The 24337-nt window shown below is 46.8% G+C and carries 28 protein-coding genes, 11 tRNA genes and 1 rRNA gene; 6 read left to right on the top strand and 34 right to left on the bottom strand.

All coding sequences use genetic code 11. The features are described 5' to 3' along the window. From LCM00_RS19870 to LCM00_RS19810, 13 genes are all read right to left on the bottom strand, one after another. Positions 1-92 (bottom strand): 16S ribosomal RNA (locus tag LCM00_RS19870); the annotation flags it as partial. Between the two features lie 86 nt (positions 93-178). Then, positions 179-252, bottom strand: a tRNA-Gly gene (locus LCM00_RS19865). Positions 253-273: 21 nt separating this feature from the next. Continuing rightward, a tRNA-Pro gene (locus LCM00_RS19860) sits at positions 274-350 on the bottom strand. 7 nt (positions 351-357) lie between these two features. Beyond that, positions 358-434: transfer RNA gene (locus tag LCM00_RS19855), tRNA-Arg, on the bottom strand. 76 nt (positions 435-510) lie between these two features. Then, positions 511-597, bottom strand: a tRNA-Leu gene (locus LCM00_RS19850). Positions 598-667: 70 nt separating this feature from the next. Beyond that, positions 668-749, bottom strand: a tRNA-Leu gene (locus LCM00_RS19845). A 14-nt stretch (positions 750-763) separates the two neighbouring features. After that, a tRNA-Lys gene (locus tag LCM00_RS19840) sits at positions 764-839 on the bottom strand. Positions 840-845: 6 nt separating this feature from the next. Beyond that, a tRNA-Gln gene (locus tag LCM00_RS19835) sits at positions 846-920 on the bottom strand. 19 nt (positions 921-939) lie between these two features. Continuing rightward, positions 940-1015: transfer RNA gene (locus LCM00_RS19830), tRNA-Asp, on the bottom strand. A gap of 27 nt (positions 1016-1042) precedes the next feature. Next, positions 1043-1114 (bottom strand) — tRNA-Glu (locus LCM00_RS19825). Between the two features lie 21 nt (positions 1115-1135). Beyond that, a tRNA-Ser gene (locus tag LCM00_RS19820) sits at positions 1136-1226 on the bottom strand. Positions 1227-1229: 3 nt separating this feature from the next. Next, positions 1230-1304: transfer RNA gene (locus LCM00_RS19815), tRNA-Asn, on the bottom strand. Positions 1305-1394: 90 nt separating this feature from the next. Next, positions 1395-1871 carry a SprT family protein gene (locus LCM00_RS19810; protein WP_224905276.1) on the bottom strand — a complete coding sequence of 159 codons (477 nt, stop codon included), beginning with the start codon at positions 1869-1871 and terminating at the stop codon, positions 1395-1397. A 118-nt stretch (positions 1872-1989) separates the two neighbouring features. Between LCM00_RS19810 and cmpA the strand changes: the two genes are divergently transcribed. Further along, the gene (gene cmpA / locus LCM00_RS19805; protein WP_009795797.1) at positions 1990-2103 is read left to right on the top strand and encodes a cortex morphogenetic protein CmpA; all 114 of its coding nucleotides are present in this window, start codon (positions 1990-1992) and stop codon (positions 2101-2103) included. Positions 2104-2153: 50 nt separating this feature from the next. Here the strand turns inward: cmpA and LCM00_RS19800 are convergent, their stop codons facing one another. From LCM00_RS19800 to acpS, 14 genes are all read right to left on the bottom strand, one after another. Then, positions 2154-4295, bottom strand: coding sequence for a Tex family protein (locus tag LCM00_RS19800; RefSeq protein ID WP_224905284.1), 2142 nt, complete (start codon positions 4293-4295; stop codon positions 2154-2156). Between the two features lie 267 nt (positions 4296-4562). After that, entirely contained in the window at positions 4563-5159 is a 597-nt protein-coding gene (locus LCM00_RS19795; protein WP_224905275.1) for a PP2C family serine/threonine-protein phosphatase, read from the bottom strand. Then, the gene (sigB, locus tag LCM00_RS19790) at positions 5156-5950 is read right to left on the bottom strand and encodes an RNA polymerase sigma factor SigB (protein ID WP_009795794.1); all 795 of its coding nucleotides are present in this window, start codon (positions 5948-5950) and stop codon (positions 5156-5158) included. The genes LCM00_RS19795 and sigB overlap by 4 nt, the downstream gene beginning before the upstream one ends. Next, complete coding sequence (rsbW, locus tag LCM00_RS19785) at positions 5928-6401, bottom strand: anti-sigma B factor RsbW (RefSeq protein ID WP_101552667.1); 474 nt, start codon at positions 6399-6401, stop codon at positions 5928-5930. The genes sigB and rsbW overlap by 23 nt, the downstream gene beginning before the upstream one ends. Beyond that, positions 6398-6730, bottom strand: a complete 333-nt coding sequence (locus tag LCM00_RS19780) for an anti-sigma factor antagonist (RefSeq protein ID WP_009795792.1) — start codon at positions 6728-6730, stop codon at positions 6398-6400. The genes rsbW and LCM00_RS19780 overlap by 4 nt, the downstream gene beginning before the upstream one ends. Before the next feature lie 61 nt (positions 6731-6791). Continuing rightward, positions 6792-7802, bottom strand: a complete 1011-nt coding sequence (locus LCM00_RS19775; protein WP_148976795.1) for a PP2C family protein-serine/threonine phosphatase — start codon at positions 7800-7802, stop codon at positions 6792-6794. A gap of 11 nt (positions 7803-7813) precedes the next feature. After that, positions 7814-8215 (bottom strand): anti-sigma regulatory factor, encoded by a 402-nt coding sequence (locus tag LCM00_RS19770; protein ID WP_009795790.1) that lies wholly within the window; start codon positions 8213-8215, stop codon positions 7814-7816. A 5-nt stretch (positions 8216-8220) separates the two neighbouring features. After that, a complete protein-coding gene (locus LCM00_RS19765; RefSeq protein ID WP_009795789.1) occupies positions 8221-8577 on the bottom strand; it encodes an STAS domain-containing protein in 357 nt (118 codons plus the stop codon). Continuing rightward, positions 8574-9407 (bottom strand): RsbT co-antagonist protein RsbRA, encoded by an 834-nt coding sequence (locus tag LCM00_RS19760; RefSeq protein WP_224905272.1) that lies wholly within the window; start codon positions 9405-9407, stop codon positions 8574-8576. Before LCM00_RS19760 ends, LCM00_RS19765 begins: the two co-directional genes overlap by 4 nt. 411 nt (positions 9408-9818) lie before the next feature. After that, positions 9819-10169, bottom strand: a complete 351-nt coding sequence (gene ndoA, locus LCM00_RS19755) for a type II toxin-antitoxin system endoribonuclease NdoA (protein ID WP_009795787.1) — start codon at positions 10167-10169, stop codon at positions 9819-9821. A 4-nt stretch (positions 10170-10173) separates the two neighbouring features. Further along, the gene (locus tag LCM00_RS19750) at positions 10174-10455 is read right to left on the bottom strand and encodes a CopG family ribbon-helix-helix protein (protein WP_009795786.1); all 282 of its coding nucleotides are present in this window, start codon (positions 10453-10455) and stop codon (positions 10174-10176) included. Between the two features lie 209 nt (positions 10456-10664). Continuing rightward, on the bottom strand, positions 10665-11843 hold the full coding sequence (alr, locus tag LCM00_RS19745) for an alanine racemase (RefSeq protein ID WP_404802180.1): 1179 nt from the start codon (positions 11841-11843) through the stop codon (positions 10665-10667). A gap of 433 nt (positions 11844-12276) precedes the next feature. Continuing rightward, positions 12277-13293: a LolA family protein gene (locus LCM00_RS19740; protein WP_101552657.1), complete on the bottom strand. Its 1017-nt coding sequence runs from the start codon at positions 13291-13293 to the stop codon at positions 12277-12279. 199 nt (positions 13294-13492) lie between these two features. Then, positions 13493-13873, bottom strand: a complete 381-nt coding sequence (gene acpS / locus LCM00_RS19735; RefSeq protein WP_224905282.1) for a holo-ACP synthase — start codon at positions 13871-13873, stop codon at positions 13493-13495. A 129-nt stretch (positions 13874-14002) separates the two neighbouring features. Here acpS and LCM00_RS19730 point away from each other — a divergent pair, with 129 nt between their 5' ends. Beyond that, positions 14003-14587, top strand: coding sequence for a rhomboid family intramembrane serine protease (locus LCM00_RS19730; protein WP_224905268.1), 585 nt, complete (start codon positions 14003-14005; stop codon positions 14585-14587). A 39-nt stretch (positions 14588-14626) separates the two neighbouring features. On the opposite strand, the gene LCM00_RS19725 is transcribed toward LCM00_RS19730, so the two are convergent. The 6 genes from LCM00_RS19725 to LCM00_RS24710 all read right to left on the bottom strand — a co-directional run bounded on the left by LCM00_RS19725 (position 14627) and on the right by LCM00_RS24710 (position 20894). Beyond that, entirely contained in the window at positions 14627-16057 is a 1431-nt protein-coding gene (locus LCM00_RS19725; protein ID WP_318247634.1) for a PH domain-containing protein, read from the bottom strand. Next, on the bottom strand, positions 16050-16529 hold the full coding sequence (locus LCM00_RS19720) for a PH domain-containing protein (protein WP_224905264.1): 480 nt from the start codon (positions 16527-16529) through the stop codon (positions 16050-16052). Before LCM00_RS19720 ends, LCM00_RS19725 begins: the two co-directional genes overlap by 8 nt. 95 nt (positions 16530-16624) lie before the next feature. Next, entirely contained in the window at positions 16625-17593 is a 969-nt protein-coding gene (gene uvsE, locus LCM00_RS19715; RefSeq protein ID WP_224905262.1) for a UV DNA damage repair endonuclease UvsE, read from the bottom strand. A gap of 340 nt (positions 17594-17933) precedes the next feature. Continuing rightward, positions 17934-19433 carry a DEAD/DEAH box helicase gene (locus LCM00_RS19710; protein ID WP_224905260.1) on the bottom strand — a complete coding sequence of 500 codons (1500 nt, stop codon included), beginning with the start codon at positions 19431-19433 and terminating at the stop codon, positions 17934-17936. Positions 19434-19854: 421 nt separating this feature from the next. Beyond that, on the bottom strand, positions 19855-20547 hold the full coding sequence (locus tag LCM00_RS19705; protein ID WP_101552646.1) for an alpha/beta hydrolase: 693 nt from the start codon (positions 20545-20547) through the stop codon (positions 19855-19857). A 218-nt stretch (positions 20548-20765) separates the two neighbouring features. Next, positions 20766-20894, bottom strand: coding sequence for a hypothetical protein (locus LCM00_RS24710; protein ID WP_257964304.1), 129 nt, complete (start codon positions 20892-20894; stop codon positions 20766-20768). Positions 20895-21111: 217 nt separating this feature from the next. On the opposite strand from LCM00_RS24710, the gene LCM00_RS19700 reads away from it, so the two are divergent. The 4 genes from LCM00_RS19700 to LCM00_RS19685 all read left to right on the top strand — a co-directional run bounded on the left by LCM00_RS19700 (position 21112) and on the right by LCM00_RS19685 (position 22868). Next, positions 21112-21363 carry a sigma-G-dependent sporulation-specific acid-soluble spore protein CsgA gene (locus LCM00_RS19700; RefSeq protein ID WP_101552644.1) on the top strand — a complete coding sequence of 84 codons (252 nt, stop codon included), beginning with the start codon at positions 21112-21114 and terminating at the stop codon, positions 21361-21363. Positions 21364-21717: 354 nt separating this feature from the next. Next, on the top strand, positions 21718-22083 hold the full coding sequence (locus LCM00_RS19695; protein WP_224905258.1) for a group-specific protein: 366 nt from the start codon (positions 21718-21720) through the stop codon (positions 22081-22083). Between the two features lie 25 nt (positions 22084-22108). Continuing rightward, the gene (locus LCM00_RS19690) at positions 22109-22627 is read left to right on the top strand and encodes an RNA polymerase sigma factor (RefSeq protein WP_224905280.1); all 519 of its coding nucleotides are present in this window, start codon (positions 22109-22111) and stop codon (positions 22625-22627) included. After that, positions 22605-22868 carry a hypothetical protein gene (locus tag LCM00_RS19685; protein WP_224905255.1) on the top strand — a complete coding sequence of 88 codons (264 nt, stop codon included), beginning with the start codon at positions 22605-22607 and terminating at the stop codon, positions 22866-22868. Before LCM00_RS19690 ends, LCM00_RS19685 begins: the two co-directional genes overlap by 23 nt. A 67-nt stretch (positions 22869-22935) precedes the next feature. Here LCM00_RS19685 and LCM00_RS19680 read toward each other — a convergent pair whose 3' ends face one another. Further along, positions 22936-24309, bottom strand: coding sequence for a UDP-N-acetylmuramoyl-tripeptide--D-alanyl-D-alanine ligase (locus LCM00_RS19680; protein WP_224905253.1), 1374 nt, complete (start codon positions 24307-24309; stop codon positions 22936-22938). Between the last annotated feature and the right edge of the window lie 28 nt (positions 24310-24337).

Below are 24337 nucleotides of genomic sequence, written 5' to 3'. Positions count from 1 at the left end.
TCAGGGAGCAAGCTCCCATCCGTCCGCTCGACTTGCATGTATTAGGCACGCCGCCAGCGTTCGTCCTGAGCCAGGATCAAACTCTCCATATAAGAGTAAGATTTAGCTCTGATAAAAATAAGATTAACGTTGACGTTTTTGTTCGTTCAGTTTTCAAAGAACAATCTCTAAAATAAATTGGAGCGGGTGATGGGAATCGAACCCACGACATCAGCTTGGAAGGCTGAGGTTTTACCATTAAACTACACCCGCATATTATAATCAAAATACTCATGGTCGGGAAGACAGGATTCGAACCTGCGACCCCTTGGTCCCAAACCAAGTGCTCTACCAAGCTGAGCTACTCCCCGTAAAATATGGCGCGCCCGAAAGGAGTCGAACCCATAACCTTCTGATCCGTAGTCAGACGCTCTATCCAATTGAGCTACGGGCGCATATTTTCAATTGCTCTAATCAAGAAGCAACTTTTATATCTTATCACAACCAAACTTGGTTGTCAATAAGTTTTTTTGGTGCGGCCGAGAGGACTTGAACCTCCACGGGGTTAACCCCCACTAGGCCCTCAACCTAGCGCGTCTGCCATTCCGCCACGACCGCACAATATAAGTGACAGCAAGATTTATTATACCAGGTAATCATCTGAATATCAACTGGTAAATAATGCTGATGCGGGTGAAGGGAGTCGAACCCCCACGCCTTGCGGCGCCAGATCCTAAGTCTGGTGCGTCTGCCAATTCCGCCACACCCGCATATAGAAAATAAATGGTGAGCCATGAAGGACTCGAACCTTCGACCCTCTGATTAAAAGTCAGATGCTCTACCGACTGAGCTAATGGCTCAAAAAATGGCTGGGCTAGCTGGATTCGAACCAACGCATGACGGAGTCAAAGTCCGTTGCCTTACCGCTTGGCTATAGCCCAATATCCTTTTTGAGAAAAATGGCGGTCCCGACGGGAATCGAACCCGCGATCTCCTGCGTGACAGGCAGGCATGTTAACCGCTACACCACGGGACCATTTTTTAGGAAACAATAAATTACAAGTGACCCCTACGGGATTCGAACCCGTGTTACCGCCGTGAAAGGGCGGTGTCTTAACCGCTTGACCAAGGGGCCATAATTGAGCCAGGTTGTATCTGGCGGAGAAGGAGGGATTTGAACCCTCGCGCCGGTTGCCCGACCTACACCCTTAGCAGGGGCGCCTCTTCAGCCACTTGAGTACTTCCCCATATGGCTCCGCAGGCAGGATTCGAACCTGCGACCGTTCGGTTAACAGCCGAATGCTCTACCACTGAGCTACTGCGGAATGTCTTTAACATCTTATCGACTCTTACTATTATAAGAACCCAGAACCCAAAAGTCAACTATGTTTTTTAAAAAAATTAATAGGACTATTTTAAACCTGATCCGGCTTGATTTCTCCTGACTTCACGAGCCTTCCTCTGCACTTTCCGCATACATATTTTGAGGTATTGATCGACCGCCTTCTCCTATAGAGCTGGCCGCAGCCTGAGCAGGTATAGGCAATCATTTTTGCAGCCTTCCTCTTTGGCCTGTCAGGTAAAGCAGAGCAAAATCTTGGTGCACCCACTTGTTCTAGCAGCAATCTGAAATCCTTGTCTTTGTGCTGATATCCCTTCCCCTCCAGATGGAGGTGATAATGGCATAATTCATGCTTGATGATGCCGATCAGCTCTTCTTTTCCCAGCTGATCAAGATAACTTCTATTTATATCAATATTATGGGTACTTAAGATATATCTGCCTCCGGTTGTCCGCAAACGCGGGTTAAAATACGCTTTGTGCCGGAATGGCTTTTGAAAATATTCATCTGAAATCCTTTCAGTCAGCAGTTGGAGTTCCTGATCGTTCATTCCATTGTATCCTTTCTTGTTATGCCCTTTTTACTTTGTTTTATTAGCAGCTCGGGTTCACGTGACAACCTTACCCTGCATAGGCTATATATACAGATTTTACTACAGGAGGGTTCCTATGCCTACTTGGTTTCAAAATCAGATTCAGCGTGCATTCCTGGAGAAAAACCGATACCAGATTAAACTGCTGAACCAGTGCTGGTATTTCTATAGAAAGAAACACCTGCAGTGAACTAATAAAAAGGGGGAGCGCATACTAGACACTCCTCCTTCTGTAATTGATTATTGATCAGAGAGCATGGTCAGAGCCACTCTTCCCTTTTGGCTGTCAATGCTGTCGACCCACACTGTCACCACATCTCCCACCGATACAACATCCAGTGGATGCTTAACAAATTGTTTCCGCAGCTTTGATATATGGACAAGCCCGTCCTGCTTTACGCCGATATCGACAAAGGCGCCAAAATCCACCACATTCCTGACTGTTCCCTGAAGCTCCATGCCAGGCTTTAAATCTTCCAGTTTTAAAACATCTGTTTTCAGGATAGGCTTAGCGAGATCATCACGGGGATCTCTCGCAGGGCTCCTGAGAGCATCAATGATGTCCTTCAGTGTCAGTTCACCTGTTTCAAGCTCTGCCGCGGTTTGTTTAATATCAATTCCGGCAAGTGCTGCTTTCAGCTCTTCTGATCCAATATCAGCCGTTTTAAATCCAAGCCTGGCCAAAAGCTTGACCGCATCCTGATAGCTTTCAGGGTGGATGCTTGTCCTGTCAAGCGGCTCTTTCCCACCCGAGATGCGCAGAAAGCCAATAGCTTGCTCATAGGTTTTGGCTCCCAGTCTGGGAATCTTTTTCAGCTGGACCCTTGATAAGAATTTTCCTTCTTCCTCCCTTTTCTTAACAATATTATTGGCAACTGTCTTTGATAAGCCTGCCACATACTGCAAGAGAGAAGATGATGCTGTATTTACATTGACGCCGACCTGGTTTACAGCTGTTTCAACGACGAATGTAAGGGACTCACTCAGCCTTTTTTGAGATACATCATGCTGGTATTGGCCCACTCCGACTGATTTGGGATCAATTTTAACAAGCTCGGCCAATGGATCCTGCAGGCGGCGGGCAATGGATACAGCACTGCGTTCTTCCACCTGAAAATCCGGAAATTCTTCCCTGGCAAGGTCGGATGCTGAATAAACACTCGCTCCGGCTTCGTTGACGATAATATAATAAACATCGCCGCTCAGTTCCTTCAGGATATCAGCAATGAATTGCTCGGTTTCCCTTGATGCTGTACCGTTTCCGATCGCTACCATTTCAACTTTGAAAGTTTTAATGATTTGCTTTACTTTCTCTTTTGCATCCTTTGTTTTAGAGACCGGGGGATGAGGATAGATAACACCAATGTCCATTACCTTTCCCGTCTCATCAACAACTGCCAGCTTGCAGCCTGTCCTGTATGCCGGGTCTACCCCAAGTACAACCTTTCCTTTAAGAGGCGGCTGAAGCAGAAGGTTCCTCAAATTTTCCGAGAAGATATGGATGGCCTGTTCTTCTGCCTTCTCCGTGAGTTCATTCCTGATTTCCCGCTCGATGGACGGCTGGATCAGCCTTTTATATCCATCCTCAATCGCTTCGCTGACCGGTACAGCTGAGGGAGAAGAAGGATTCTTGATCCATTTTTTCTTCAAATAATTCTGCATCATATCTATATTCGGCCGGATTGCCGCTCTGAGTATATCCTCTTTTTCCCCGCGGTTTACGGCCAGTATCCTGTGAGGAACGATTTTGCTGATCGGCTCCTCATATTCGTAATACATTTCATAGACCTTTTTCTCATCATTGACTGCATTTTTTACAGAAGTTTCAATTTTGCCGCTCTTGAAGGTTTCCCTTCTGATCCATTTTCTGCTTTCCGGATCATCAGATACCATTTCGGCAATGATATCCTTGGCACCAGCAATGGCTTCCTCAGCTGTTTTTACTGCCTTTTCCTCAGAAATAAATGCAGCCGCTTTTTCTTCAACCGGTTCTCTGGTGAACGCAAGCATCCATTCAGCAAATGGCTCAAGCCCTTTTTCCTTGGCCTGGGTAGCCTTAGTTCTCCGCTTCTGCTTATAAGGGCGATACAGATCCTCTACCTCCTGCAATTTAACCGCTTTCCCGATTTGAGCAGCAAGCTCTGGCGTCAGCTTCCCCTGTTCTTCTATCGTCCTCAGCACTTCTTCCTTCCGCTGTTCAAGATTTTGTATGTATTGCCATCTTTCCATAATATCCCGGATCTGCACCTCATCCAATGCACCTGTCTGCTCTTTCCGGTACCGGGCAATAAAAGGAACCGTATTGCCATCCTCCAGCAGGCTGATAACACTTTTCACCTGTTTGCTGTTTATCTTCAATTCAGCTGACACGAGCTTTAACATCTCGTCCTGTTTATGCGCAGTCTTCTCCAAATTCAATCCCCCACAACCTTCAATTTACTACTATTTTATCAAATGTATCGAAGTTTCCCAAACGAACATTAGCGCAAGAGCCTGATCACCCTTAAGGAACGCAGACTAAGAACGCCACGTCCAGTGGCAGCGTCCGCATAAACCCGGTGCAGCTGCTGGACGTTGATCAAGAATTGATTAAGATTCACAAGTGTATAATTTATAAATTCCTTAACAAAAAGAAAAAGCCGGCTCTCATTAGAGCAGGCTCCCAATAATAAAGGTTGAATCATCAGTGCTGTTTGAATATTTGCTTTTAATTTCTTCGGCAATACAATCAATCGGCATAAAACTTTTTAGCAGTGATTTTACTCCGCTGATATTAAAGCCATCCGAATGGATGAGAAATTTTGATTTAGCTTCATAATTGAACCGCTGTGTATTGAAAACCTGCGGCCTTCCGGACAGATAGCCTGTTACTGGGAGCGGATACGTCAATTTGCCTGCTGCTGAATACAAAAAGAATCTGATATTCCCGACACAGCTATACACAAATTCTCTATTGATAAGATCAACCTTGAATACCGAAACAGCAGCTCCCCTTTTTTGAACCAGTACCTTATTGCACAGCTTCATAAGGGTATCAACATCTTCCTGATGGTTCTCTTCTACCACCTGGATGACAGCAGAAGATGCTTCATGGGCATATTGGCCGCTTCCCAGTCCATCTGCCAGGACACAGACAAAGTATTCCTCTGTTGCTGTAAAAAAATAGCCATCCCCACATTGGGACTTTCCTTCTTTTGCTGTCTGATGAGCGAGGACCTCGAGATTATCTTTGACAATATGCGTCATGAAAGGCACTCCGAGTTATTGCTTTCAGCATTGATCGCTTCCTGGAGCTTTTTAATGGCCCTTCTCTGCAGCCTTGACACATGCATTTGGGAAATGCCAAGCTTGTCGCCGGCATCTTTTTGGCTCATATTCTCCAGATAGGTGTATTGAATGATTTGTTTTTCGCGGTCGGTCAGAACATGGAGCACTCTTTCAAGCACCATACGCTGATTGACCTTTTCAAATCCTTCATCCACATTGCCTACAATGTCTAAAAGGGTAACCGTTCCGCCATCAGAGTCGGCTTCAATGGAGTGATCGACAGAAAGAGCCTGATAGCTCTTGCCCATTTCCATTGCTTCCAGTACTTCTTCTTCTGAGACCCCGATTTCATCTGCTATTTCATCAACCCTCGGTGATCTGTGAAGCTGGGTTGTCAGTTCTTCGACCGTTGTTTTTATCTTCGGCCCCAATTCCTTGATCCGGCGCGGAACATGCACACTCCATGTCTTATCGCGCAGGAATCGCTTGATTTCCCCGATGATCGTCGGGACAGCAAAAGCTTCAAAGCTTTTCCCGAAGGTTTCATCATATCGGCGAATGGCTCCAAGCAGGCCAATTATTCCCACCTGTGCAATATCCTCATGGTAGGAGCGTCCCTTAGAATACTTCCTGGCAATCGTCTCAACCAGGGCTTTGTAGTTTCTTACGAGTATTTCCTGGGCTTCTTCATCCTGATTTTCCTGGTAGGCTTTTATTAATTCATTAATTTCTTCTTTGGATCTCTGGTTAGGTTGAGATTGTTTCTGCATCCCTCTCCACCTGCTCTCCTTCCAGGTACTTGGTCATAAAGACCGTCACACCCTCTTTATGATGGATTCTAACCTCGTCCATCAATGTCTCGATCAAGTAAAGGCCCAGTCCTCCTTCACGCAAAAATTCAACAGAATCGGTCTGGTCGTAGGGACCAATGCCTTCGCGTGCAGATTGGAAATCAAAGCTTTTACCGCTGTCAGCCACCATTACCTCAAGACGGTCGTTATATAGCCCAAAGCCAATAACCACTTCACCTTTTTCACTCGTTTTGTACGCATGCTGCACAGCGTTTGTGCAAGCTTCACTCGTCGCGATCTTCAAATCTTCTATTTCATCATATGAAAATCCCATTCGGCTAGCGATGCCTGACAAGGTCAGCCGGATAACCCCGACAAACTCAGGCTTGGCCGGAATTTTCATCTCTAAATAATCAAACGGTTGACTCATTGTACCCCACCCTCAATCTGGCTGTTAATGTCAATAATATCGGCTAGTCCCGTAATTTCGAACAACCTTTTAAGACGTTCAGAAAGGCCGACAATCTGAAACTTGCCATTGTTGGAGCGTACATTTTTGAAAACCCCGACAAAAACACCTAATCCTGTACTGTCCATATAAGATACTTCCGAGAGGTCCACAACCATTTCAACTGCCTCTTTTTCGGAAAGCGGGAATAATGATTCTCTTAGCTTCGGAGCTGTATATGCATCAATTTCTCCGCTGATTTTAGCTTGTACCAATGTATCATTCTCTTTCAAATCTATCGTAATATTCATAACTAGACCCCACCTCTTAACATGTCAATTGCTCTTACCTTATACCCGGCGCGATGAAACGCTAAACATTCCTTTTTAATATTATTAAAGTAAAATCATCACGCAATTGAAAATGCTGAAGCTTTTCAAGTTCTTTATAAATATTTGTAACTATCTCCTGTGCGCTGAGATGGATATATTTGCGAATATACCCAATCAGCGTATCCTTTTCAATGAATCCTTCATCTGTACGGCACTCAGTCACCCCATCCGACATGAGCACAATCATGTCCCCGGGATGAACCTCCTTCTCGAACTGCTTATACTTCGTCCGCTTGTCGACCCCGAGCAGCAGTCCCTTGGCCGTCGTCTCGCTGAATTCATCTTTTTCGGCATTATAATAGAAACCGGGTTCATGGCCTGCAGAAGCGTAATGGAAAAGATGGCTTTCCGTATTGTACATTCCGTAAAACATGGTAATGAACATGCTCGGATCGACATTCTGCTCTACGACCCTGTTCAGGTTCTCAAGCACACTGCTTGGCTCATGCCGGTTTTCCGGCAGGCTGTCCATGGCATATTTGATCATTGACATGCACAAGGCTGCTGGAATTCCTTTGCCGATGACATCGGCAATGGCAATGCTTATGTTATTATGCTCATCCTGAACAAAATGATAATAGTCCCCGTTCATATGTTTTGCCGGAACGCTGATTGCCCCTATATCAAGGGAATCGACGGCTGGTACGCTCGTGCCGAGCAGAGTCTGCTGGACGTTCGCGGCAATTTCCATTTCGGACCTCAATTCTTCCTGTTTATGCCTTAAGCTCTGGTGCTCACGGTAAGCAAGTCCGTAGCCGATCATCACTTCAAGCAGTACATCAAAGGAATGAAGTACATTTTCGGGAAGCTCAGGATAAATTTCAAACAAAAGACTTTTGTGAAGACTGATGATTTCCTCTGGTGATATTTTATGTTCAATGGATTTTCTACTGAATTTTTGACCTTGATACAGAGTCTGTTCTGACTGGTCTTTTAAATAATTCTCTAGAATATCCCGATACTTTGATTCCATCATTTCTCGGAAATCCATAATGCCTCCCCCTAACGAAGCCATTTAGTCGCTCTTATATCTGTACCGTCTCCGGGCGATGAGCTGATGTAGAATTCGTCCATCAATCTCTTAACCCCAGGCAAACCGGCTCCCAGTCCGCCGGAGGTAGAGAACCCATCCTCCATGACTTGGCGCATATCATTTATTCCAGGGCCGCTGTCCACTGCTACGATCTGCAATCCCGCTTTGCCGCCGTCATAAATTTTCTCTATACATATTTGACCTTGTCCGGCATATAAATATATATTCCTGGCCAGTTCACTGATGGCCGTCGTAATACGGGCCTGGTCCACTGTACCGAACCCAAGCTCCTTTGCAACATTGCGCCCCAGCTGGCGTGCTGCTACGATGTCCCATTCATTAATGATTTTTACGCAGGATTGGATACCCATACAGTTTAATCCCCCAATTCCTGTTGAAGTTTCTCCAAACCTTTTTCTAGATCTAATGCAGTAAGGACATCATCTAACCCTATGCCTAATTCGATTAGCGTAATAGCTACAGCTGGCTGTATACCGGTAATGACGACTTTTGCACCCATCAGTTTGGACATGTTTATAACGTCGCCAAGGACCTTGGCAATAAAAGAATCGATAAAGTCAATGGATGTTAAGTCTATAACAACCCCGTTTGCACTCGTTTCATGGATCTTATGAAGCAAGTCTTCCTGAAACTGAAGTGCTGTCTGGTCATCAAGCTCCCATTGAATGGACACTAGCAGACAGTCATGCAATTTTAATATAGGTATTCTCACTGTTCTCCCTCCACAGCTACAATTTTACGGCTAGTCAGCTCAAGTGCTGCTTCAATTCCCTTTTTCAGTGTGTTCTTCGTTGTAAATTGATTCAGGTCGATCCCCAGGTTCACGATCGTCTGGGCGATTTCAGGCCTGATCCCGACAAGCATGCACTTGGCGCCCACCAGGCGGACGGCATCTGCTGCCTGGATGATATGATGTGCCACCATTGTATCAACGACAGGCACACCTGTTATATCTATTAAAACCACTTCAGATCGATGTTTGACCACTCCATTCAGGAGATTCTCCATGATTTGCTTTGCTCGTTCCGTATCTATGGTGCCCACCAGGGGCATTACAGTAATACCTTCAAAAACAGGGATTAATGGAGCAGACAGCTCTTGAAGGGCAATTTTCTGCAGGGAGACGGTTCTTTCCCAGGTCGAGGAATACATATCGACGATTTCATTGGAGACAGGCGTCATCCAGCTCTCAAAATCCTTGATGATGTCCAGCTGGTTCCCAGGCGTAATCAGCCCTTCCTCCTGCATTCCATCAGAAACGATTTTTCCGAAGGTCTGCAGCCCTTTTGTCACAAAACTAAGCGGCCACCCGAGCCTGACTACTTTTTCGGCAAAATCGGACAGCTTGGAGGCGAACTCCTCATTCGTCCCCTTTATATTCGATATGATCAAATCAATGAACTCATAGCTCGTACCTGTAAAAACCTGGTCTGAAACTACGCGTATCACCCGTTCATCCGCGTTTTCCTTCGTGCTGCTAACCCATTCCTTGAAGATCTCATCTTTTCGAGCTTGAATATAATCCAAAACCTTTTTATCCATTTGATCCTCCCTATTTTAACATACAAATATTTCTAAAGATGGAGTTACCCGGCACTTGTAAACCAAATTTAAAAATGTAAACAAAATATATATATATATATACCATTTAATGATAACAGTTAGGCACAGTCAAATAAAACCTCTAAGTATTGGAACTAGAAGAAAGACTTTTATTTATACCCGCTTTCCGGAGGATTAAACCTTTGCAATCTTTCCTGCCCCGTGAAAAAAAGACATAATAAAAGACAAGCAACACACATGCTTGTCCTCAGCAGATACACAATATTAAGTAGGTTAAAATTTGATATGTACCCGAGATAAAGCAAATCCTTTATCTCTTGGTTTTCCGGAAGACACAGCGAATCTGTGTGTTATAAAAAGACACCCTTGAAAGAGCGTGCGTGCTTATAACTAGAATTCAATTAGACCCAAGCTTATTTGCAAAGCTTCATCCACTTTTTCCATCATTTCGTCATCGAGATGGGTTATCTTATCGGTTAAGCGTTGTTTATCAATTGTACGAATTTGTTCCAACAGAATGACAGAGTCTCGTTCAAAACCGTAACGCTTCGCATCAATTTCAACGTGAGTAGGCAGCTTAGCTTTTTGAATTTGGGCTGTAATGGCTGCAACTATTACTGTGGGACTGAACCGATTCCCGATGTCGTTTTGGATGACAAGTACTGGACGTACGCCGCCTTGTTCTGAACCAACAACTGGGGATAGGTCTGCAAAATAAACGTCGCCACGTTTGACAATCAAAGGATTATCCTCCGCTTACTAGACGTTCAACTGTGTGTTCTGCCTCATATTCCGCTTGGAATGCCTCAGATGCAATCGTCAGATTAATTTTTGCCATTTCCATGTAGCCTCTTCTCATCGACTCACGAATTTGTCTCTTCTTCCGCTCACGCAAATACATTTTCGTTGCCTGATAAATGAATTCGCTCCGATTGACATTCTCCTGCTTAACAAAGCTTTCTAACTCGGTTAAAAGATGCTGCGGTAACTTTACCATGATCTCTGTTGTTGCGCTGGACTCAGACACAAACATACACCTCCACCATCACTACACACCATTTTTTATCTCTACCATTTTTTATATTACCATTATTCAGCTGCTGTGCAAAGGACTAATCAGCAATTCCTCTGTATTATCGGCCAAAAAAATATCCTTTTATGCATTAATACGCATTTATTTCCTGAAATATGAATGAAATGGCTGAGCTGGAACGGGAGAGCAGGGATATCCCCCGATCAAAGCCTGCTCTGCCTGCCAAGAAGCGGGTTATTCAGATCCACCGTCTTCTCTTTCTGCTTATATACGCGCGGCACCCGGCTGGAGATCATGCAGGTGACCTCATAATTGATGGTCTCAAGCTTTGCCGCAATTTCATTGACAGAGATCATACTGCCTTCCTGCTCACCTATCAGGGTCGCGGCTGTTCCAGGCTCCACCTCGTATGGAAGGCGTATCATGCATTGATCCATACAGATCCGTCCGACAATGGGGGCTCTCCTCCCGTTCACCAGCACTTCCTGTCCCTGCAGCCTGCGGATCCAGCCGTCGGCATAACCGATCGGGAGGGTGCCTATCCATTCGTCGCCTTCTGCTTCATAGGTGGCGCCATAGCTGACTTTATCCCCTTTTTGGAGCTTCTTCACATGCACGATCCTGGCATGAAGCGAAAAAGCCTCCTTTAGCGGGAATGGAAGCTCATGCTCAATTTCCGGCGATGGGGTGAGGCCGTACATGCTGATTCCCATCCTGACGGCATTAAAGCGGGCTTCAGGATATCTGAGCGAAGCAGCACTGTTGCTGGTATGGACAATCTCCGGCACCTCGCCGAGCCACGACAGCATTTCCCTGAATCGGATGAGCTGCTCCTGGAAATAGGAATCGTCCAGCTCATCCGCTGTTGCAAAGTGGGTGTAGATGCCTTGCAGCTCAAAGGCATCCTCCCGCCCGGCAAGCTTTTCAATGGCAAGCAGCTCGTCCTTCTCCCTTACGCCGATCCGCCCCATTCCGGTATCCAGCTTTACGTGAAAAGCCAGTTTTTTCCCTTTCAGACAAGGGAGTGCCTTCTCGAGCCAGCTTACCTGGAAAACAGTCAGGGTTATGTCCGCAGATGCAGCCAGGGGTGCATCTTCAGGCCTGCTGGCACCTAATACCAGAATCGGGGCCTCAATTCCCCTCTGCCTGAGGGAAAGAGCTTCATCCATAAAGGCAACAGCCAGGCAGTCCGCCCCAGCCTCAAGGGCTGCTCTGGCAGCCTGGAAATCTCCATGCCCGTATCCGTTTGCTTTTACCACAGCAAAGAGCTTCACATCTTCAGGAAGAAGCTTCTTCATTGACTTCACATTTTCTTTTATATGATCAAGATTTATTTCAGCCCATGTATCCCGGTAAAAACCTGTGGGATAATCCATTGCCATTCACGTCCTTTTCCTTCCGTGCAAAAAGTATACAAATACGATTATCAAACTCTGGAATCTTAATGTCAACCGAAATGCGGAGGGCGCTTGCTCAGCCCCGACAAGCATAAGACGAGCAGGACGGAAGGTTGTTCTTTAACCTTCCGGCCTGATTGGCTTATGACTCGAGGGGCTAGCGCCCGGAGCTGGACAAACCGAAATGCGGAGGCGGCTTGCCCAGAGCCGACAAGCATAAGACGCACAAGAATAAAAGGCGTTCTTTGCCTTTAATTCTTGGGTGGCTTATGACTCGAGGCTCTAGCCGCCGGAGCTGGACAATACGAAATGCGGAGGGCGCTTGCTCAGCCCCGACAAGCATAAACCGCTCCTGGACAACAAGAAACACGAATGACAAAATAAGGCAGCTGCCCATCCCCGGGCAACTGCCTTTCCATTATTTCACTGCATCTCCCTGCACTGATTGTGCAAGCATGACCATTTCTTCCCTTGTCAGGTCGCTGGATGCGATGATATATTCCACCCCGCCGTGGGTCCAGCTGATTTTGTTATCGTCAATCGCCCCAATTGTAAATCCTAGGTCTACCGGCTCCCCTGATTCAGAAGTATAGGAGGTGTTTGCCGGCATGACATTTGCTTTTTCCTGGATGAGCGTAAAGGACTTGTCGCCGCCGTAAGTCAGGATAAAGCGTTTGCCGTCCTCCATGCTGATTTCTTTTTCATCGATCAGGCTGACATTTTCAAGCTCGGCCTGCGGATATTTGACAGAGAATTCCTCACTGGCCGCTTCTTCTGCCATGACTGGAACCTCAATCTGGGCCCCGGTCATATTTTTCTGGGTGTCGAAATCTTTTTTATCAAGGGCAGCCTTGAAGTCAACCTTGGAGAAGTCGACGGTCACCAGCGGATTTCTGTCTGAATCCATAACCTTGACGCTGACAGGGGCAAGATCCTTTTTATCAAGGGTGATTTCCTGGTAAGGAAGCATCTTGTTGTTCTGGTATCTCGTCTTTGTTTCAAAAACATAATGTTCCTTAGTAGCGTTGAATTTCGCCTCTTTATCTTCGAGGATATCCTGCAGCAGGGACTCATACAGATATGCCTGGCTGCTGTTCTGCGGCCAGTCGCTCTGGAACTTGAAGCTCTTGTTGAGGGCCGGTGTCAGGACAAAAACGCCTTCCTCATTTCGGAGGATCATCTGGCTTTGGTTCTTTTCAGGATTCTTCAGGCTGACGCGATAGTAATCAGGTTTTTTATGCCAGATCTCAATTGCATAAGTCTGGGGCTCGGTGCCCATCTGAAGGGTCATTTTCGCTTCTGCTTTATATCCCTTCAGTTCCTCCACTTTTCCGCCAAGCTCCTTCACCACATCCTCTTGTGATTTAGTTCCACAGGCAGTTAAGGCAAAGATGGCCAAAAGCCCGGCGAGAAGCATGAACAATCTTTTCTTCATTCCTTCAACCCCTTCTGTCTCATTTCATCAATTGTGCGCTTCCTGCCTGCATACAGGCATTCCGCTTTCTGAAGGAGAGACAGGGCAAGCCCGGACAGCTGGTTCCGCATGAAAATGCCGGCTGGCAATTCGGGGCATAGCCTTGTCTCTCCTGTCGCACTATGAATATATGAGACAACCTCCGGGAATATGACTTGGCCTATGACAGCTTTTTAGTACCGTTTCCCGGCAGCGGGGTTTCAATGACAACCTGGGCAACAGCATAGCTTTCGCTGTGGGATATGGAAAGATGGAGGCCATCCCTTTCAGGCTTGCTGAAGAATGGCTTCCCTTTGCTGTCATTTGATATCTCAATATCCTGAAAAGACAGCTCGCTTCCTATTCCTGTGCCATTAGCCTTTGAAAAAGCTTCCTTTGCCGCAAACCGGCCTGCAAGGAATTCAAGCTTCCTCTTTTCGTTCAGCATGATGTATTTAGCCAGTTCCCGCTCTGTCAGGATACGTTCTGAAAACTTTGCGCGATTGGCCATCCTGCTGATTCTTTCGATTTCAACGATATCAATGCCGATCCCTTCAATCACATGCATCATCCTTCTAATTGGTTTGCATCTCGCATACACAATAGTATACAAGCAGTGGCCATTTCCGGCTCTTTCAAGCTATAGTATAATTAACCTTCCTTTACAGATAAAAACAGAAAGGGGACTGTTATGTTCACAAGGACAGAGAGCTTCAAAGAATTCATCCGCTTCTATCCCATTGTCTCCATCATTTTGCTTTTGAATATATTATTCTATTTGCTGACTGTATTGTTCCCGAATTCCTACATATTTGAAAGGCTCGCCGGAGTCAATTTATTCATAAGGGAGGGCGAGGTATGGCGGCTTGCCACCCCGATGTTCATGCACAGCGGATTTGCCCATGTCCTGTTTAACAGCTTTTCCCTTGTCCTGTTCGGCCCTGCCCTGGAGAAGATTGCAGGAAAAGCGAGATTTGCCGGCATCTATCTTATCACCGGCATCTCTGCCAATGTGGCCACCCTGCTGCTTGAGCCGCTCACCTACACGCATGTAGGCTCGAGCGGGGCCATTTTCGGCCTGTTTGGCTTCTTTGCAGCGGTCGCATACTTCCGGAAAGACTTAATGTCGCGCGAGGGCTCACAGATTATCATCACGATAGCCGTCATTGGGCTTATTATGACCTTCATCCAGCCAAACATCAATATTTCAGCGCATATCTTCGGGTTTATCTCCGGTTTTCTTATAGGAGCCCTTTCATTAAAAAGGAATAGATGATGCAGAAAAAGCGCCGGCTGGCGCTTTTCTTTATGGCTGTCATTTTTCTCTGGAGTACCATCTGTAAATCTGTTCTGCATCACTTATATCCAGGTCAGCCGCCTTTCCGCCAGACCCGCTCGAGCCGGACTTGACGGCAGCTTCCACTGTCGCAAGCTGCTTCCGTTTTTGAAAGCGGCTTTCCTTCAGGCTGAGTGACTGCACCTTATTTTTCATCATATAGACTGTATGCTTGCTGAACGCCCTATAACGGAGTGTCAGCTGGCTGCCGCTGATATGCCACCCCGCTGCCCTGAATTTCAATAAGGGCCAGACCACAGCCGGCAGGAGCAGCAAAAGGGACAGAAATCCCCATGGACGAAAGATGGCCGGCGGAACAATAATGAATAAAGCTGCGGCAAGGAGCCCCCTGAAAATGTACCGGGGCAGCGCCCTTTTCGGGAGCCCCGCAAGCTGAATTCCAGCATTATAATCTGTAAGATGACGACCAACCAGTTCCTGCAAGTCTTTTTTCTGGATAAGCGGGAAAAGCATTACCTTGGCACTATCCCTATCTACAGCTGACCCGCCCGCGCTTTCCACATATAAAGTACCGAACCCGAGCGGCTGCCTGGCAGGATTTTCACTGAAGCGGAGCGCCTGTATTCTGTGCAGGGGAATCGTGAGCTGCTTTTTCTCCAAGAGCCCCCGGGAGATGACCAGGTCATCTTCCTCTCTTCTGACGGTAAAGCCTGCATACTTCAGCATCGTCCCGATGACAGCGATGATCCATGCCAATAACAGGAGAAGAAACACAGCGCCGCTGATGAAAATCACGCCATTTTCTGCGAAATGCTCAAAACGGTGAAAAAGAGCTTCATAGGGAATAATCTCTTCAAACTGAAAGAAAAAAGCAATCACTGCGGAAATGACCACCCCTGCCCCTCCCGAGGTGGATGCAAGCAGCAGAAGCTGTCCGGGGGAAATCTTATAAATGTTTTGTCCGCTATTGCGGGCCTCTTCCTTCTCCCCGTCTCCGGCGGCCTTCTCCGCTGTAAGCTCCGCCTGGATGGCGGCGGCCTCCGCCTTGGTAATGGCTGTAAGGGTAGCCTCTGCCTCCTGGGTTCCGCTCGTCCCTGCTGTTTCGACCTTGACCTTCACAAGCCCGAACGGCCGGTGCAGGATGCCCTCGGAAAAATCAAGGCTCTGAATCCTTTCAAAAGGGATATACCTTTTTTTGCGGACAAAGACCCCGTATTCAATTCGCAGCTCGCCCTCCTCCACCCGGTAGGTAAAGCGGAGCCACTTCAGGATACCGCCCGCCAGTACAAGGAGGACGACGGCTGCAGAGCCAACAAGGTAGAAAAGGTCCCAGTCTGAATTTTTGAATCCGAAAACAATGAATACCAAAAACGGTACAATAAGTTCTTTAAGCTGCTTAAAAAAGTTGGCAACCGCAGAGATCGGATGAAGCCTCTTCGGCTCAGACATCTTCATCAGCCACCCTTGCCAGCTTTGAAATGGAGAGGCGCAATTCTTCCGCTTCGTCCATATCAAGCGCAGGTATCTCATGGACAGTAGCTGCTGTAGAGACAGTAATGGTGGCCAGCGCATACTTCCTCAGGATCGGTCCCTGCCTTGTATCAACATGCTGCACCCTGACCATCGGGACCAGCGTCCTTTTGACAATGAATATGCCATGCTGAAGCTCGATCTCCTGCTCCCGCACCTCATAGCGCCACCTTTTCCACTTCAGCGAAGGGAAAAGTATAATAAAAAAATACATATACACACATGCCAGGATGACGGCTGCCGGGATGATCCATCCAGGCCCGTCAAAAATAAAGGCAAGTACCGCAGCCCCTCCCATTGCAAGCACAAAAATGCCTGAATGGATTGCCCCTGATATCCTCCATACAGGGAGAGCCCTTTTTGAAATCCATTTTTTTGGTCCGGTGCTCATAAATAATTCCTCCTGAAAAGGCACTTTAGGATATAAGCCGTCCTTCAGGCTTCATACCTTCCAGTATACAGGACTTCAGGCAGCCCGTGAGGAAATTATTGCTGCATTTTAAACGCTGCCTGGTCCACCTCTTCCATACCCGCCTCATTCCGGAGATAGTCCGCCAGCTGGAAAAGGGCATCATCCTTCTGTTTCGCTTCAATCATGCAATGTATTTCCGGTACGCTCCCATTGATGTTCTTCAGGAAGTCCATGAACATCACCGGATCAACATAATCAGCGTGAGCCCGAAAGTCCTTGGCGGAACGGGGGCTGGATATATGCATCTTGATGGGAAGCTTTGCATGCTTCCAGGTCGCGGTGACCCTCTCCCAATTGCTTATCCAGTCTTCATTTTCGAAATGGGCCAAATGATGGTGATAGTCAAAGACAAGCGGAATGCCAAGCTTTTCGCACAGATACAATGTATCGTCCAATGTGAAGGCCGTGTCATCATTCTCGAGCATGACCATCTGCTGGATGGCTGACGGGATCAGCCCCCAGTTATGGATGAACTGCTCCAGCGCCTTCTCCTTGTCATTGTAAGCCCCGCCAACATGCAGGACACACCGGTGCTCCGGTTCAATCCCCATCCCCTTCAGCAAAGCCTTATGCATGGAAAGCGTCTTTATCGACACATTCAGGATTTCCGGCTTCAGGGCATTCAGAAGGACGAAGTGATCCGGGTGAAAATCAACCCTCATTCTATGGTCTTTAATATAATCCGCCAGGTCCTGCAGAGCCGGCTTCAGCGGCCTCATATATTTCCAGTCGGCCAGTTCCTCATGATTGGCGAGCGGGATCAGCTTGGAGCTGAACCGGAAGAAGGAAATATCATGGGCAGCATTATGCTTCAGGAGGCGCAGGCAGTTTTCCAGATTGGATATCGCAATCCTCTCAAGCTTCCTGATGGCTGCTTCCCGGTCCTTAATGCCGGAAAATTGTTTATAGGTCATGGTCTGCGAAGGCGAGCAATTCTGCAGATGCACGCTCATCGCCACATATCCAAGCTTTATGATCGTCAATGAGCAACCCCCTTTAATGATCCTTATCCCGCTTAGTATGCGCCAATTTCTTTTTTAAAAAAGGGGGAGCTAGTTTCCATGAGATATTTGGTAATATATGTATTTTATGTAGAATTCCTTCAGATTTAAGTAGAATCAGTTCGCTTTTATGTAGAATCCATCCCTTTTTATGTAGAAAAAAGAAAATTTTATGTAGAATACTCACGAAAACGGGATGGATAAGGCAATAACAGGCCACCGCACGCCAAAAATCCAGTAAAACAGCAAAAGGGGTTCGGAATGAAAAAATTCCGTACCCCTTTTGCTTAAAGCACTCATGGTGCCCATTTTCTATATTCTATTAACGGCTGCTGTCGGAGGTACGGTTGGAATAATTGCCTTGACGGCGTCCGCCGCCCTGACCCTGCCTTGGTTTATACTGGCCGTCTTTCCTTTTGGAATCATAGCCTCTTCTGTTGTCGCTGCCTCTTCTATTGTCATTGCTTCTTCTGCGGTCGTAAGGCTTTCTGTCCCTTTTGGATGGAAGCGGCTTTTCTTCTGTCAGCTTGACAGGAGTGTCGTCCGGCTCTTTCGTCAACAGCTTCAGGACAGCTGCCACAACGTCAGAAGCATCATGCTGCTCAAGAAGCTCGTCTGCTGCCTCTTTATAGTTTTCCAGGTTATTGGCATTAATGGCCTGTGAAATTTTGTCGACTGCAGCCTTTTGCTGGCCTTCAAGGGCTTCAGCAAGCGTTGGCGGAACCATTTTTTCCATCTTGCGCTTTGTCGTTCTTTCAACGACAGAAAGATAAGATCTCTCGCGCGGCGTGATGAAAGTCATCGCCATTCCTTCTTTTCCTGCGCGCCCTGTACGGCCGATTCGGTGAACATAGCTTTCAGGATCCTGAGGGATGTCAAAATTATAAACATGCGTTACGCCTGAAATATCAAGGCCCCTTGCAGCAACATCAGTCGCAACAAGAACATCGATGGATCCTTCCTTGAACTTCCTCAGTACAGACATACGCTTCGCCTGGCTGAGATCTCCGTGAATCCCTTCTGCAAGAAAGCCTCTCAGATTCAGCGCCTCTGCAAGCTCATCAACACGCCTTTTGGTGCGCCCAAAAATGATGGCAAGTTCCGGGGACTGGATATTCAGCAGGCGTGTCAGTACGTCGAACTTGGTTCTTTCCTGTACTTCCACATAGAACTGCTCAATAAGCGGAACCGTCATTTCCTTTGCTTTGACACGGATGACCTGCGGGTCTCTCATGAATCTTTCTGCCATTCTCTGGATTGGTGCAGGCATGGTGGCAGAGAACAAGAGGGTCTGCCTTTCCACAGGAACGCTTGACAGGATGGATTCGATGTCTTCAATAAAGCCCATGTTCAGCATTTCATCTGCTTCGTCAAGGATCGCTGTGTGGACATTGTCCAGGCGGAGCGTTTTGCGGTTGATATGGTCAAGGACCCTTCCAGGTGTTCCGACGATGATATGAGGTGGCTTTTTAAGGGCGCGGATCTGACGGTTGATATCCTGGCCTCCATAGATGGAAAGCACGCGCGCTCTTTTTCCGTAGCCGATCTTATAAAGCTCTTCAGATACCTGGATCGCAAGCTCGCGGGTCGGAGCAATGATGATCCCCTGGATAACATCCTTGCTTGTGTCGATTTTATCAATCAGCGGAACTCCGAATGCAGCGGTTTTTCCCGTACCGGTCTGTGCCTGGCCGATCAAATCTTTATTAGCAAGGCTCAAAGGGATTGTTTCCGCCTGGATTGGGGTAGCTTCTTCAAACCCCATTCTTTTTAGTGATTTCATTGTAGCAGGACTGATGCCTAAATCTTGAAACTTTGTCAATGTATTCTCTCCTTTGTTTCTTGGCAATTATTTATGGTGATTAGCGTCAGATCAGCAGGGTCAGCTGCCGCTCGGACAATACATGGCAAAACATGCTTTCCTGCAGCAGACTTGGCAGGCAAGCGTTTTGGAGTGTTCTAAGAGGACCGAAGATCTTGTATCTCTGCCGGGATCTAAGTGGAGGGATCCTGGCTGAAACCCGGTAAAGGAGATGGCAGCTTTATTTAGCTGGCTATATTTCATTCAGTATTTGAACAATTTTTATAATAAAGCCCCTTGCAGTCATACCTATATATTAAAGTGAAAAAAGACATTCTCCAGGTGGAGTATGTCCGGGTTTCAAAGAAATTTCTCTTTGGCACTTTAGGGTTTATCTTACCATTTTTAAGGGCGCTTTGCAATAAAGTGCCCACCCTGGCAATTATGCCTCATGCTGCAGAAATTCCAATATATCCTGGAACAGCCCTTCACATTCGCCGCTGTGGCAGATCAGGTGCTTCGATTCTTTTAGAAAAATAAGCTTTTTGGACGATGCACCTATATTTTCATATAGGTATGTGGCACTGCGCGGCGGGACGACTCCGTCCACTTCTCCCTGGGCAATCAGGGTAGGAATCCGGATCTGGTTAATGATCGGCCTTACAGAAGACACCAGCCTCCTGAACTGCAGCGTGGCTGCAATCGGGGTTTCCCTGATTTTCCGGTTATATCTCAGGAACATTTCATTCTTGAAAAGATTCCCTTTAACGGTGTCCTTTATCATTTCTCCTATATCTTTCACAAGCTGCTTCGGGTTCACATAATAGGCGGCCGCACTTAAGAGGATCAGCTTTTTCACCGGGTAATGCACCGCCAGATAACTGGCAATGATCCCGCCCATGGAGAAACCGATCACATAGACTTCATCACACTTCTCCATCAGCTTCTGCAGCTCATCTTCAGCATGGCTTATCCACTTTTTATACTCAATGCCTTTCAGCTGCAGCCTGTCCCCATGTCCAGGCAGGGTAGGGACGGCAACCTCCCACGCAGTATGTTTCCTGAGATACTCCGTCAGCGGCTCGAGCTCAAACGGAGCACCTGTAAATCCATGTATACAAAGACATCCGATCATGTCCATCACCTTCGTCTGTATGATTTGCTCTCACAGTTCCTTTATTTTACACTTTGCTATGAGTATTATTCCAACAAAATTATCCGCCCGCAAAGGCAGGCACCATAAAAGAAAAGACTGCCTGAAAAATGGCAGCCTCTATTTGTATCTATCTTTCCCCTGTTTATATAATCCTTTATGCTGTCATGAGTGCTGCCTTAAAGGCTGAACCAATGAATTCACCAATCCCGGGTGCTCTCCAGGAGCTTGTCTATCTCGAATTGGCCTATCGCATAAAATATATTCTCTTCTTGTAATTCACTGGTTTCATCGAGCAGCCGGTCAATATCCAGATAATGCGCTCTCATACGAAACCTCCTATGCCTCTTATATGCGCCTTTTTCAGGCCAGGCTTTTCTATCTCTAGTATAACATTCTGTTCAGCTAATAGGATTATGGGGGTCGGCCGGATTTTTCATTTTATTTACCCTTTAAAAATTCTTTTAAACATTTATCAATCGGAGCACATATTTCATTTATCCACTCACCATCCTAGTAAGGGACTACAATAATGAGGTGAGGATCATGAACCAATCGCTGGGCTATCTGCGTGAACTGCTGTCCAATTATACGGACCGCTCTCATGAATGCCGGGAGCTGTACCATAAAATCACTGACGATCTTTCAGAAGGAGATAATGCGTTTGTAAGCAGACTTACCGAGCAGGAGGCCGCTTTCCTGAACAGCATACTCCCCCCTGAGATCCAGCATGCCAAAGAAGAGCTGGATTATAAAAGAGCCAATAAGCTGAATGAAATTTATGAGCTTCTTACTTAGACGGGAAAACATTTTTCTCCGGGATTGTTTAAAGGGATAGGTAAATCTTTTAATTGTTATGAGAATTATCTCCTGCTTTAAACGTGGCATTTGATTTCCGTTCCAGGCACTTCGCTTTTCGCGGGGCGACGCTGAGCCTCCTCAGAGCAAGCTCTTGCGGGGTCTCAGCCTTGCCGCTATCTCCCGCAGGAGTCTACGTGCCTTGCACTCCAATCAACAGGTTTTCAAACTCTTTTTGCCTCTTTCTGCAATATCTTCAAAAAAACGGCCTCCGCCGTTTTTTTATTTTTCCATTGAACCCCCCTCCCCCTTCATTTGTATAATAGATACAATGCAAGCAAGGGAGTGTCTCAAATGGGGACTGGATTCATCGTTTCAATGATTGTCACAGTATTTATCATGATCATCATCTTCTCTATCGCCATTCCGTTTCAGCGGAGATATATCGTCAAAGAAAATGGCAAGATCAATTTCCGCAAGTCGCCTGTCCTGCTCCGCTGGAATGTTTTCGACGGCCTCGCGATCGGAGTGGCCGCCTACAGCATCATCTGCATCCAGATTTTAAACTTCATGATTTCCGGAGGAAGCACCATTGAAAATCCTTTTGTCCAATTTTTCACGAACCAGGGCCAGGCCTGGGTGATTGTTGGGACGGCCTATCTTATTTCACGGCTGGCCATGGTCATCAAAGGGGTCAAGGAGCTTCAGCGGGATGACTGAGCATACCGGAAGAGCCAATCAATTTATGATAGCCTTCCAGGAAGGGAGCGAAGAGGCATTTGACCAGCTGTATCTTTCGCTTAAATCCCCCTTATATGCTTTTCTGTTCCGCTTCACAAAAGAAGAGCAGCTCAGCATCGATCTTGTCCAGGACGCTTTCCTGAAGCTCCACCAGTCAAAAGCAAGCTATGATCCAAAGAAGGCAGGCGTTAAAACCTATCTCTTTCAAATCGCTTATCATTTAATGATCACCAAGCTGAATAGACGGAAAAAATTGCAGAAGCTGATGCCATTCCTGCTCCCCTCATCTGAAGGGCAGATGGATCAGGCAGATAAGATGACGGTTCGGGAAGCTATCTCCAGCCTCCCTGAGGCACAGAGGGCAGTCATTATTTTAAGCTATTATCATGATATGCCTCAGGCAGAGATTGCAGAGGTTGTCGGCATCCCTGTCGGCACGGTGAAGTCACGGCTCCATCATGCCATAAAAACATTGAAAACTGTCCTGGAGGTGGATGAAATTGAACAAAGAAAAACCCAATGATGCAGAAGAATTATTAAAACAGGATCCGTTTTTAAAAATGCATCTGGATTCCTACCATGTAGATATACCGGAAATCCCCAGGAAAAAGAGCAGTTTCGACAGAGTTCTCTCTTTTTTGGCATCACCTGCGGCCAATCCGCTTGAAAATTATATTAATAAAGGGGGAAGCTTAACCCTTCTGACTGCTTCCCCTATAGCTGTGGGCGCAGTATTGGCTATTGTCCAGCTCTTGCGTCTTTGACCCATATAGTTATAGAAAAAATCCCTGTTTCATGTGAAACAGGGATTTTTTTCCTTATATCAGCCTATCACTTCAGTGCTTCAGCTGCTTCTTCCAGCTTCATTCCCCTGGAGCCTTTAAACAGTACAATTGTTTCTGCACTCGTCAGGCTCTGCAGCTTTTCAATCAATGGGCCTTTCTCAGAAAAAGGAAAAACCCGGTCCTCTGAAAACGCCTCTTGTGCCCCTTCCGCGATAACGCGGCCGAGGGATCCGAACGTTAACACATAATCAATCTTTTCCGGGTCGATCGCTTGGCCAATCTCGCGGTGAAATCTCACTTCATCATCTCCGAGCTCAAGCATATCAGCCAGTACAAGCACCTTTCTGCTATATCCTGAAAGCTCTGACACGAGATCGATTGCCGCCCTCATTGAAGTCGGGCTGGCATTATAGGCATCATTGATAATCTTTTCGCCTTTGCTTCCTTCCGAAAGCTCCATTCTCATCGCTGTCAGCTTCAAGGAAGCAAATCCTTCATTCATCTGCTCATAAGGGACGCCGAGGAAACGGGCAGCCTCCATGGCGCAGAGTGCATTCATAACATTGTGGACACCGAGCACCGGCAAATGATACTCCATATCTGAAAGATTCGTCTGGAAGACGCTCCCCTTCTCTTCCTGATTGATCTTAACAGGATAGATGCTATTTGAAGAGCTTTGGCCGAACGAACGGATTTCTGCCGGGCCGCTGTAGCCGGCAAGCCTGTCTTTCAGGAGAGGCTCATCCCCATGATAGATGATCATGCCATCGTCCTTCAGCCCTTCAATGATTTCAAGCTTGGCCTTTGCAATGCCCGCTCTTGAGCCGAGATCCTGGAGATGCGATTCCCCAATATTGGTGATCATGACCACGTCCGGACGGGCCAGCTTTGTCAGGAACTCAATTTCCCCAAAGCCGCTCATCCCCATTTCAAGGACCGCAACCTCAGTATCTTCCTCCAAAGATAGCAAGGTAAGGGGCAGGCCAAGATGGTTATTGTAATTCCCCTCTGTTTTTTGGACCTTGTATTTTAAAGACAGAAGAAGGGCAGTCATATCCTTCACTGTCGTCTTTCCATTGCTGCCTGTTATCCCGGCCACCTTAATATCCAGCTCATTCCGGTACGCCTCTGACAGCTGCTGCACCGCCTTGAGCGTGTCCTCTACCACAAGGATCGGCAAATGGAGCGGCGGATTCGGAACATCCTTCTGCCAAAGTGCAGCTGCCGCCCCCTTTCGAAGGGCATCCTCTACATAACGGTGCCCATCGGTCTGTTCCCCCTTGAATGGAACGAACAGGTTGCCGGGCTCCATTGTCCTTGAATTTATAGATACTCCCTTGATGCTGACATCAGAAAAAGCCGAGTGGTCATTTAAAACGGGGATCATCCCGGCAATCTGAGCGATTGTACGCTGAATCATCTGCTGCGCCTCCTAACTGATTCTATTA

The organism is Bacillus infantis, from assembly GCF_020171945.1.
Taxonomy (GTDB): Bacteria; Bacillota; Bacilli; order Bacillales; family Cytobacillaceae; genus Bacillus_AB; species Bacillus_AB infantis_A.
Note: the sequence above shows the minus strand (reverse complement) of the source record. Positions and strands in the feature narration are given on the sequence as shown.

Coding starts and splice junctions, on each gene's coding strand:
- LCM00_RS19810 (WP_224905276.1), bottom strand. CDS start 1,871: ATGAACGATCAGGAACTCCAACTGCTGACTGAAAGGATTTCAGATGAA.
- cmpA (WP_009795797.1), top strand. CDS start 1,990: ATGCCTACTTGGTTTCAAAATCAGATTCAGCGTGCATTCCTGGAGAAA.
- LCM00_RS19800 (WP_224905284.1), bottom strand. CDS start 4,295: ATGTTAAAGCTCGTGTCAGCTGAATTGAAGATAAACAGCAAACAGGTG.
- LCM00_RS19795 (WP_224905275.1), bottom strand. CDS start 5,159: ATGACGCATATTGTCAAAGATAATCTCGAGGTCCTCGCTCATCAGACA.
- sigB (WP_009795794.1), bottom strand. CDS start 5,950: ATGCAGAAACAATCTCAACCTAACCAGAGATCCAAAGAAGAAATTAAT.
- rsbW (WP_101552667.1), bottom strand. CDS start 6,401: ATGAGTCAACCGTTTGATTATTTAGAGATGAAAATTCCGGCCAAGCCT.
- LCM00_RS19780 (WP_009795792.1), bottom strand. CDS start 6,730: ATGAATATTACGATAGATTTGAAAGAGAATGATACATTGGTACAAGCT.
- LCM00_RS19775 (WP_148976795.1), bottom strand. CDS start 7,802: ATGGATTTCCGAGAAATGATGGAATCAAAGTATCGGGATATTCTAGAG.
- LCM00_RS19770 (WP_009795790.1), bottom strand. CDS start 8,215: ATGGGTATCCAATCCTGCGTAAAAATCATTAATGAATGGGACATCGTA.
- LCM00_RS19760 (WP_224905272.1), bottom strand. CDS start 9,407: ATGGATAAAAAGGTTTTGGATTATATTCAAGCTCGAAAAGATGAGATC.
- alr (WP_404802180.1), bottom strand. CDS start 11,843: ATGGCAATGGATTATCCCACAGGTTTTTACCGGGATACATGGGCTGAA.
- LCM00_RS19740 (WP_101552657.1), bottom strand. CDS start 13,293: ATGAAGAAAAGATTGTTCATGCTTCTCGCCGGGCTTTTGGCCATCTTT.
- LCM00_RS19730 (WP_224905268.1), top strand. CDS start 14,003: ATGTTCACAAGGACAGAGAGCTTCAAAGAATTCATCCGCTTCTATCCC.
- LCM00_RS19725 (WP_318247634.1), bottom strand. CDS start 16,057: ATGTCTGAGCCGAAGAGGCTTCATCCGATCTCTGCGGTTGCCAACTTT.
- LCM00_RS19720 (WP_224905264.1), bottom strand. CDS start 16,529: ATGAGCACCGGACCAAAAAAATGGATTTCAAAAAGGGCTCTCCCTGTA.
- LCM00_RS19705 (WP_101552646.1), bottom strand. CDS start 20,547: ATGATCGGATGTCTTTGTATACATGGATTTACAGGTGCTCCGTTTGAG.
- LCM00_RS24710 (WP_257964304.1), bottom strand. CDS start 20,894: ATGAGAGCGCATTATCTGGATATTGACCGGCTGCTCGATGAAACCAGT.
- LCM00_RS19700 (WP_101552644.1), top strand. CDS start 21,112: ATGAACCAATCGCTGGGCTATCTGCGTGAACTGCTGTCCAATTATACG.
- LCM00_RS19695 (WP_224905258.1), top strand. CDS start 21,718: ATGGGGACTGGATTCATCGTTTCAATGATTGTCACAGTATTTATCATG.
- LCM00_RS19690 (WP_224905280.1), top strand. CDS start 22,109: ATGATAGCCTTCCAGGAAGGGAGCGAAGAGGCATTTGACCAGCTGTAT.
- LCM00_RS19680 (WP_224905253.1), bottom strand. CDS start 24,309: ATGATTCAGCGTACAATCGCTCAGATTGCCGGGATGATCCCCGTTTTA.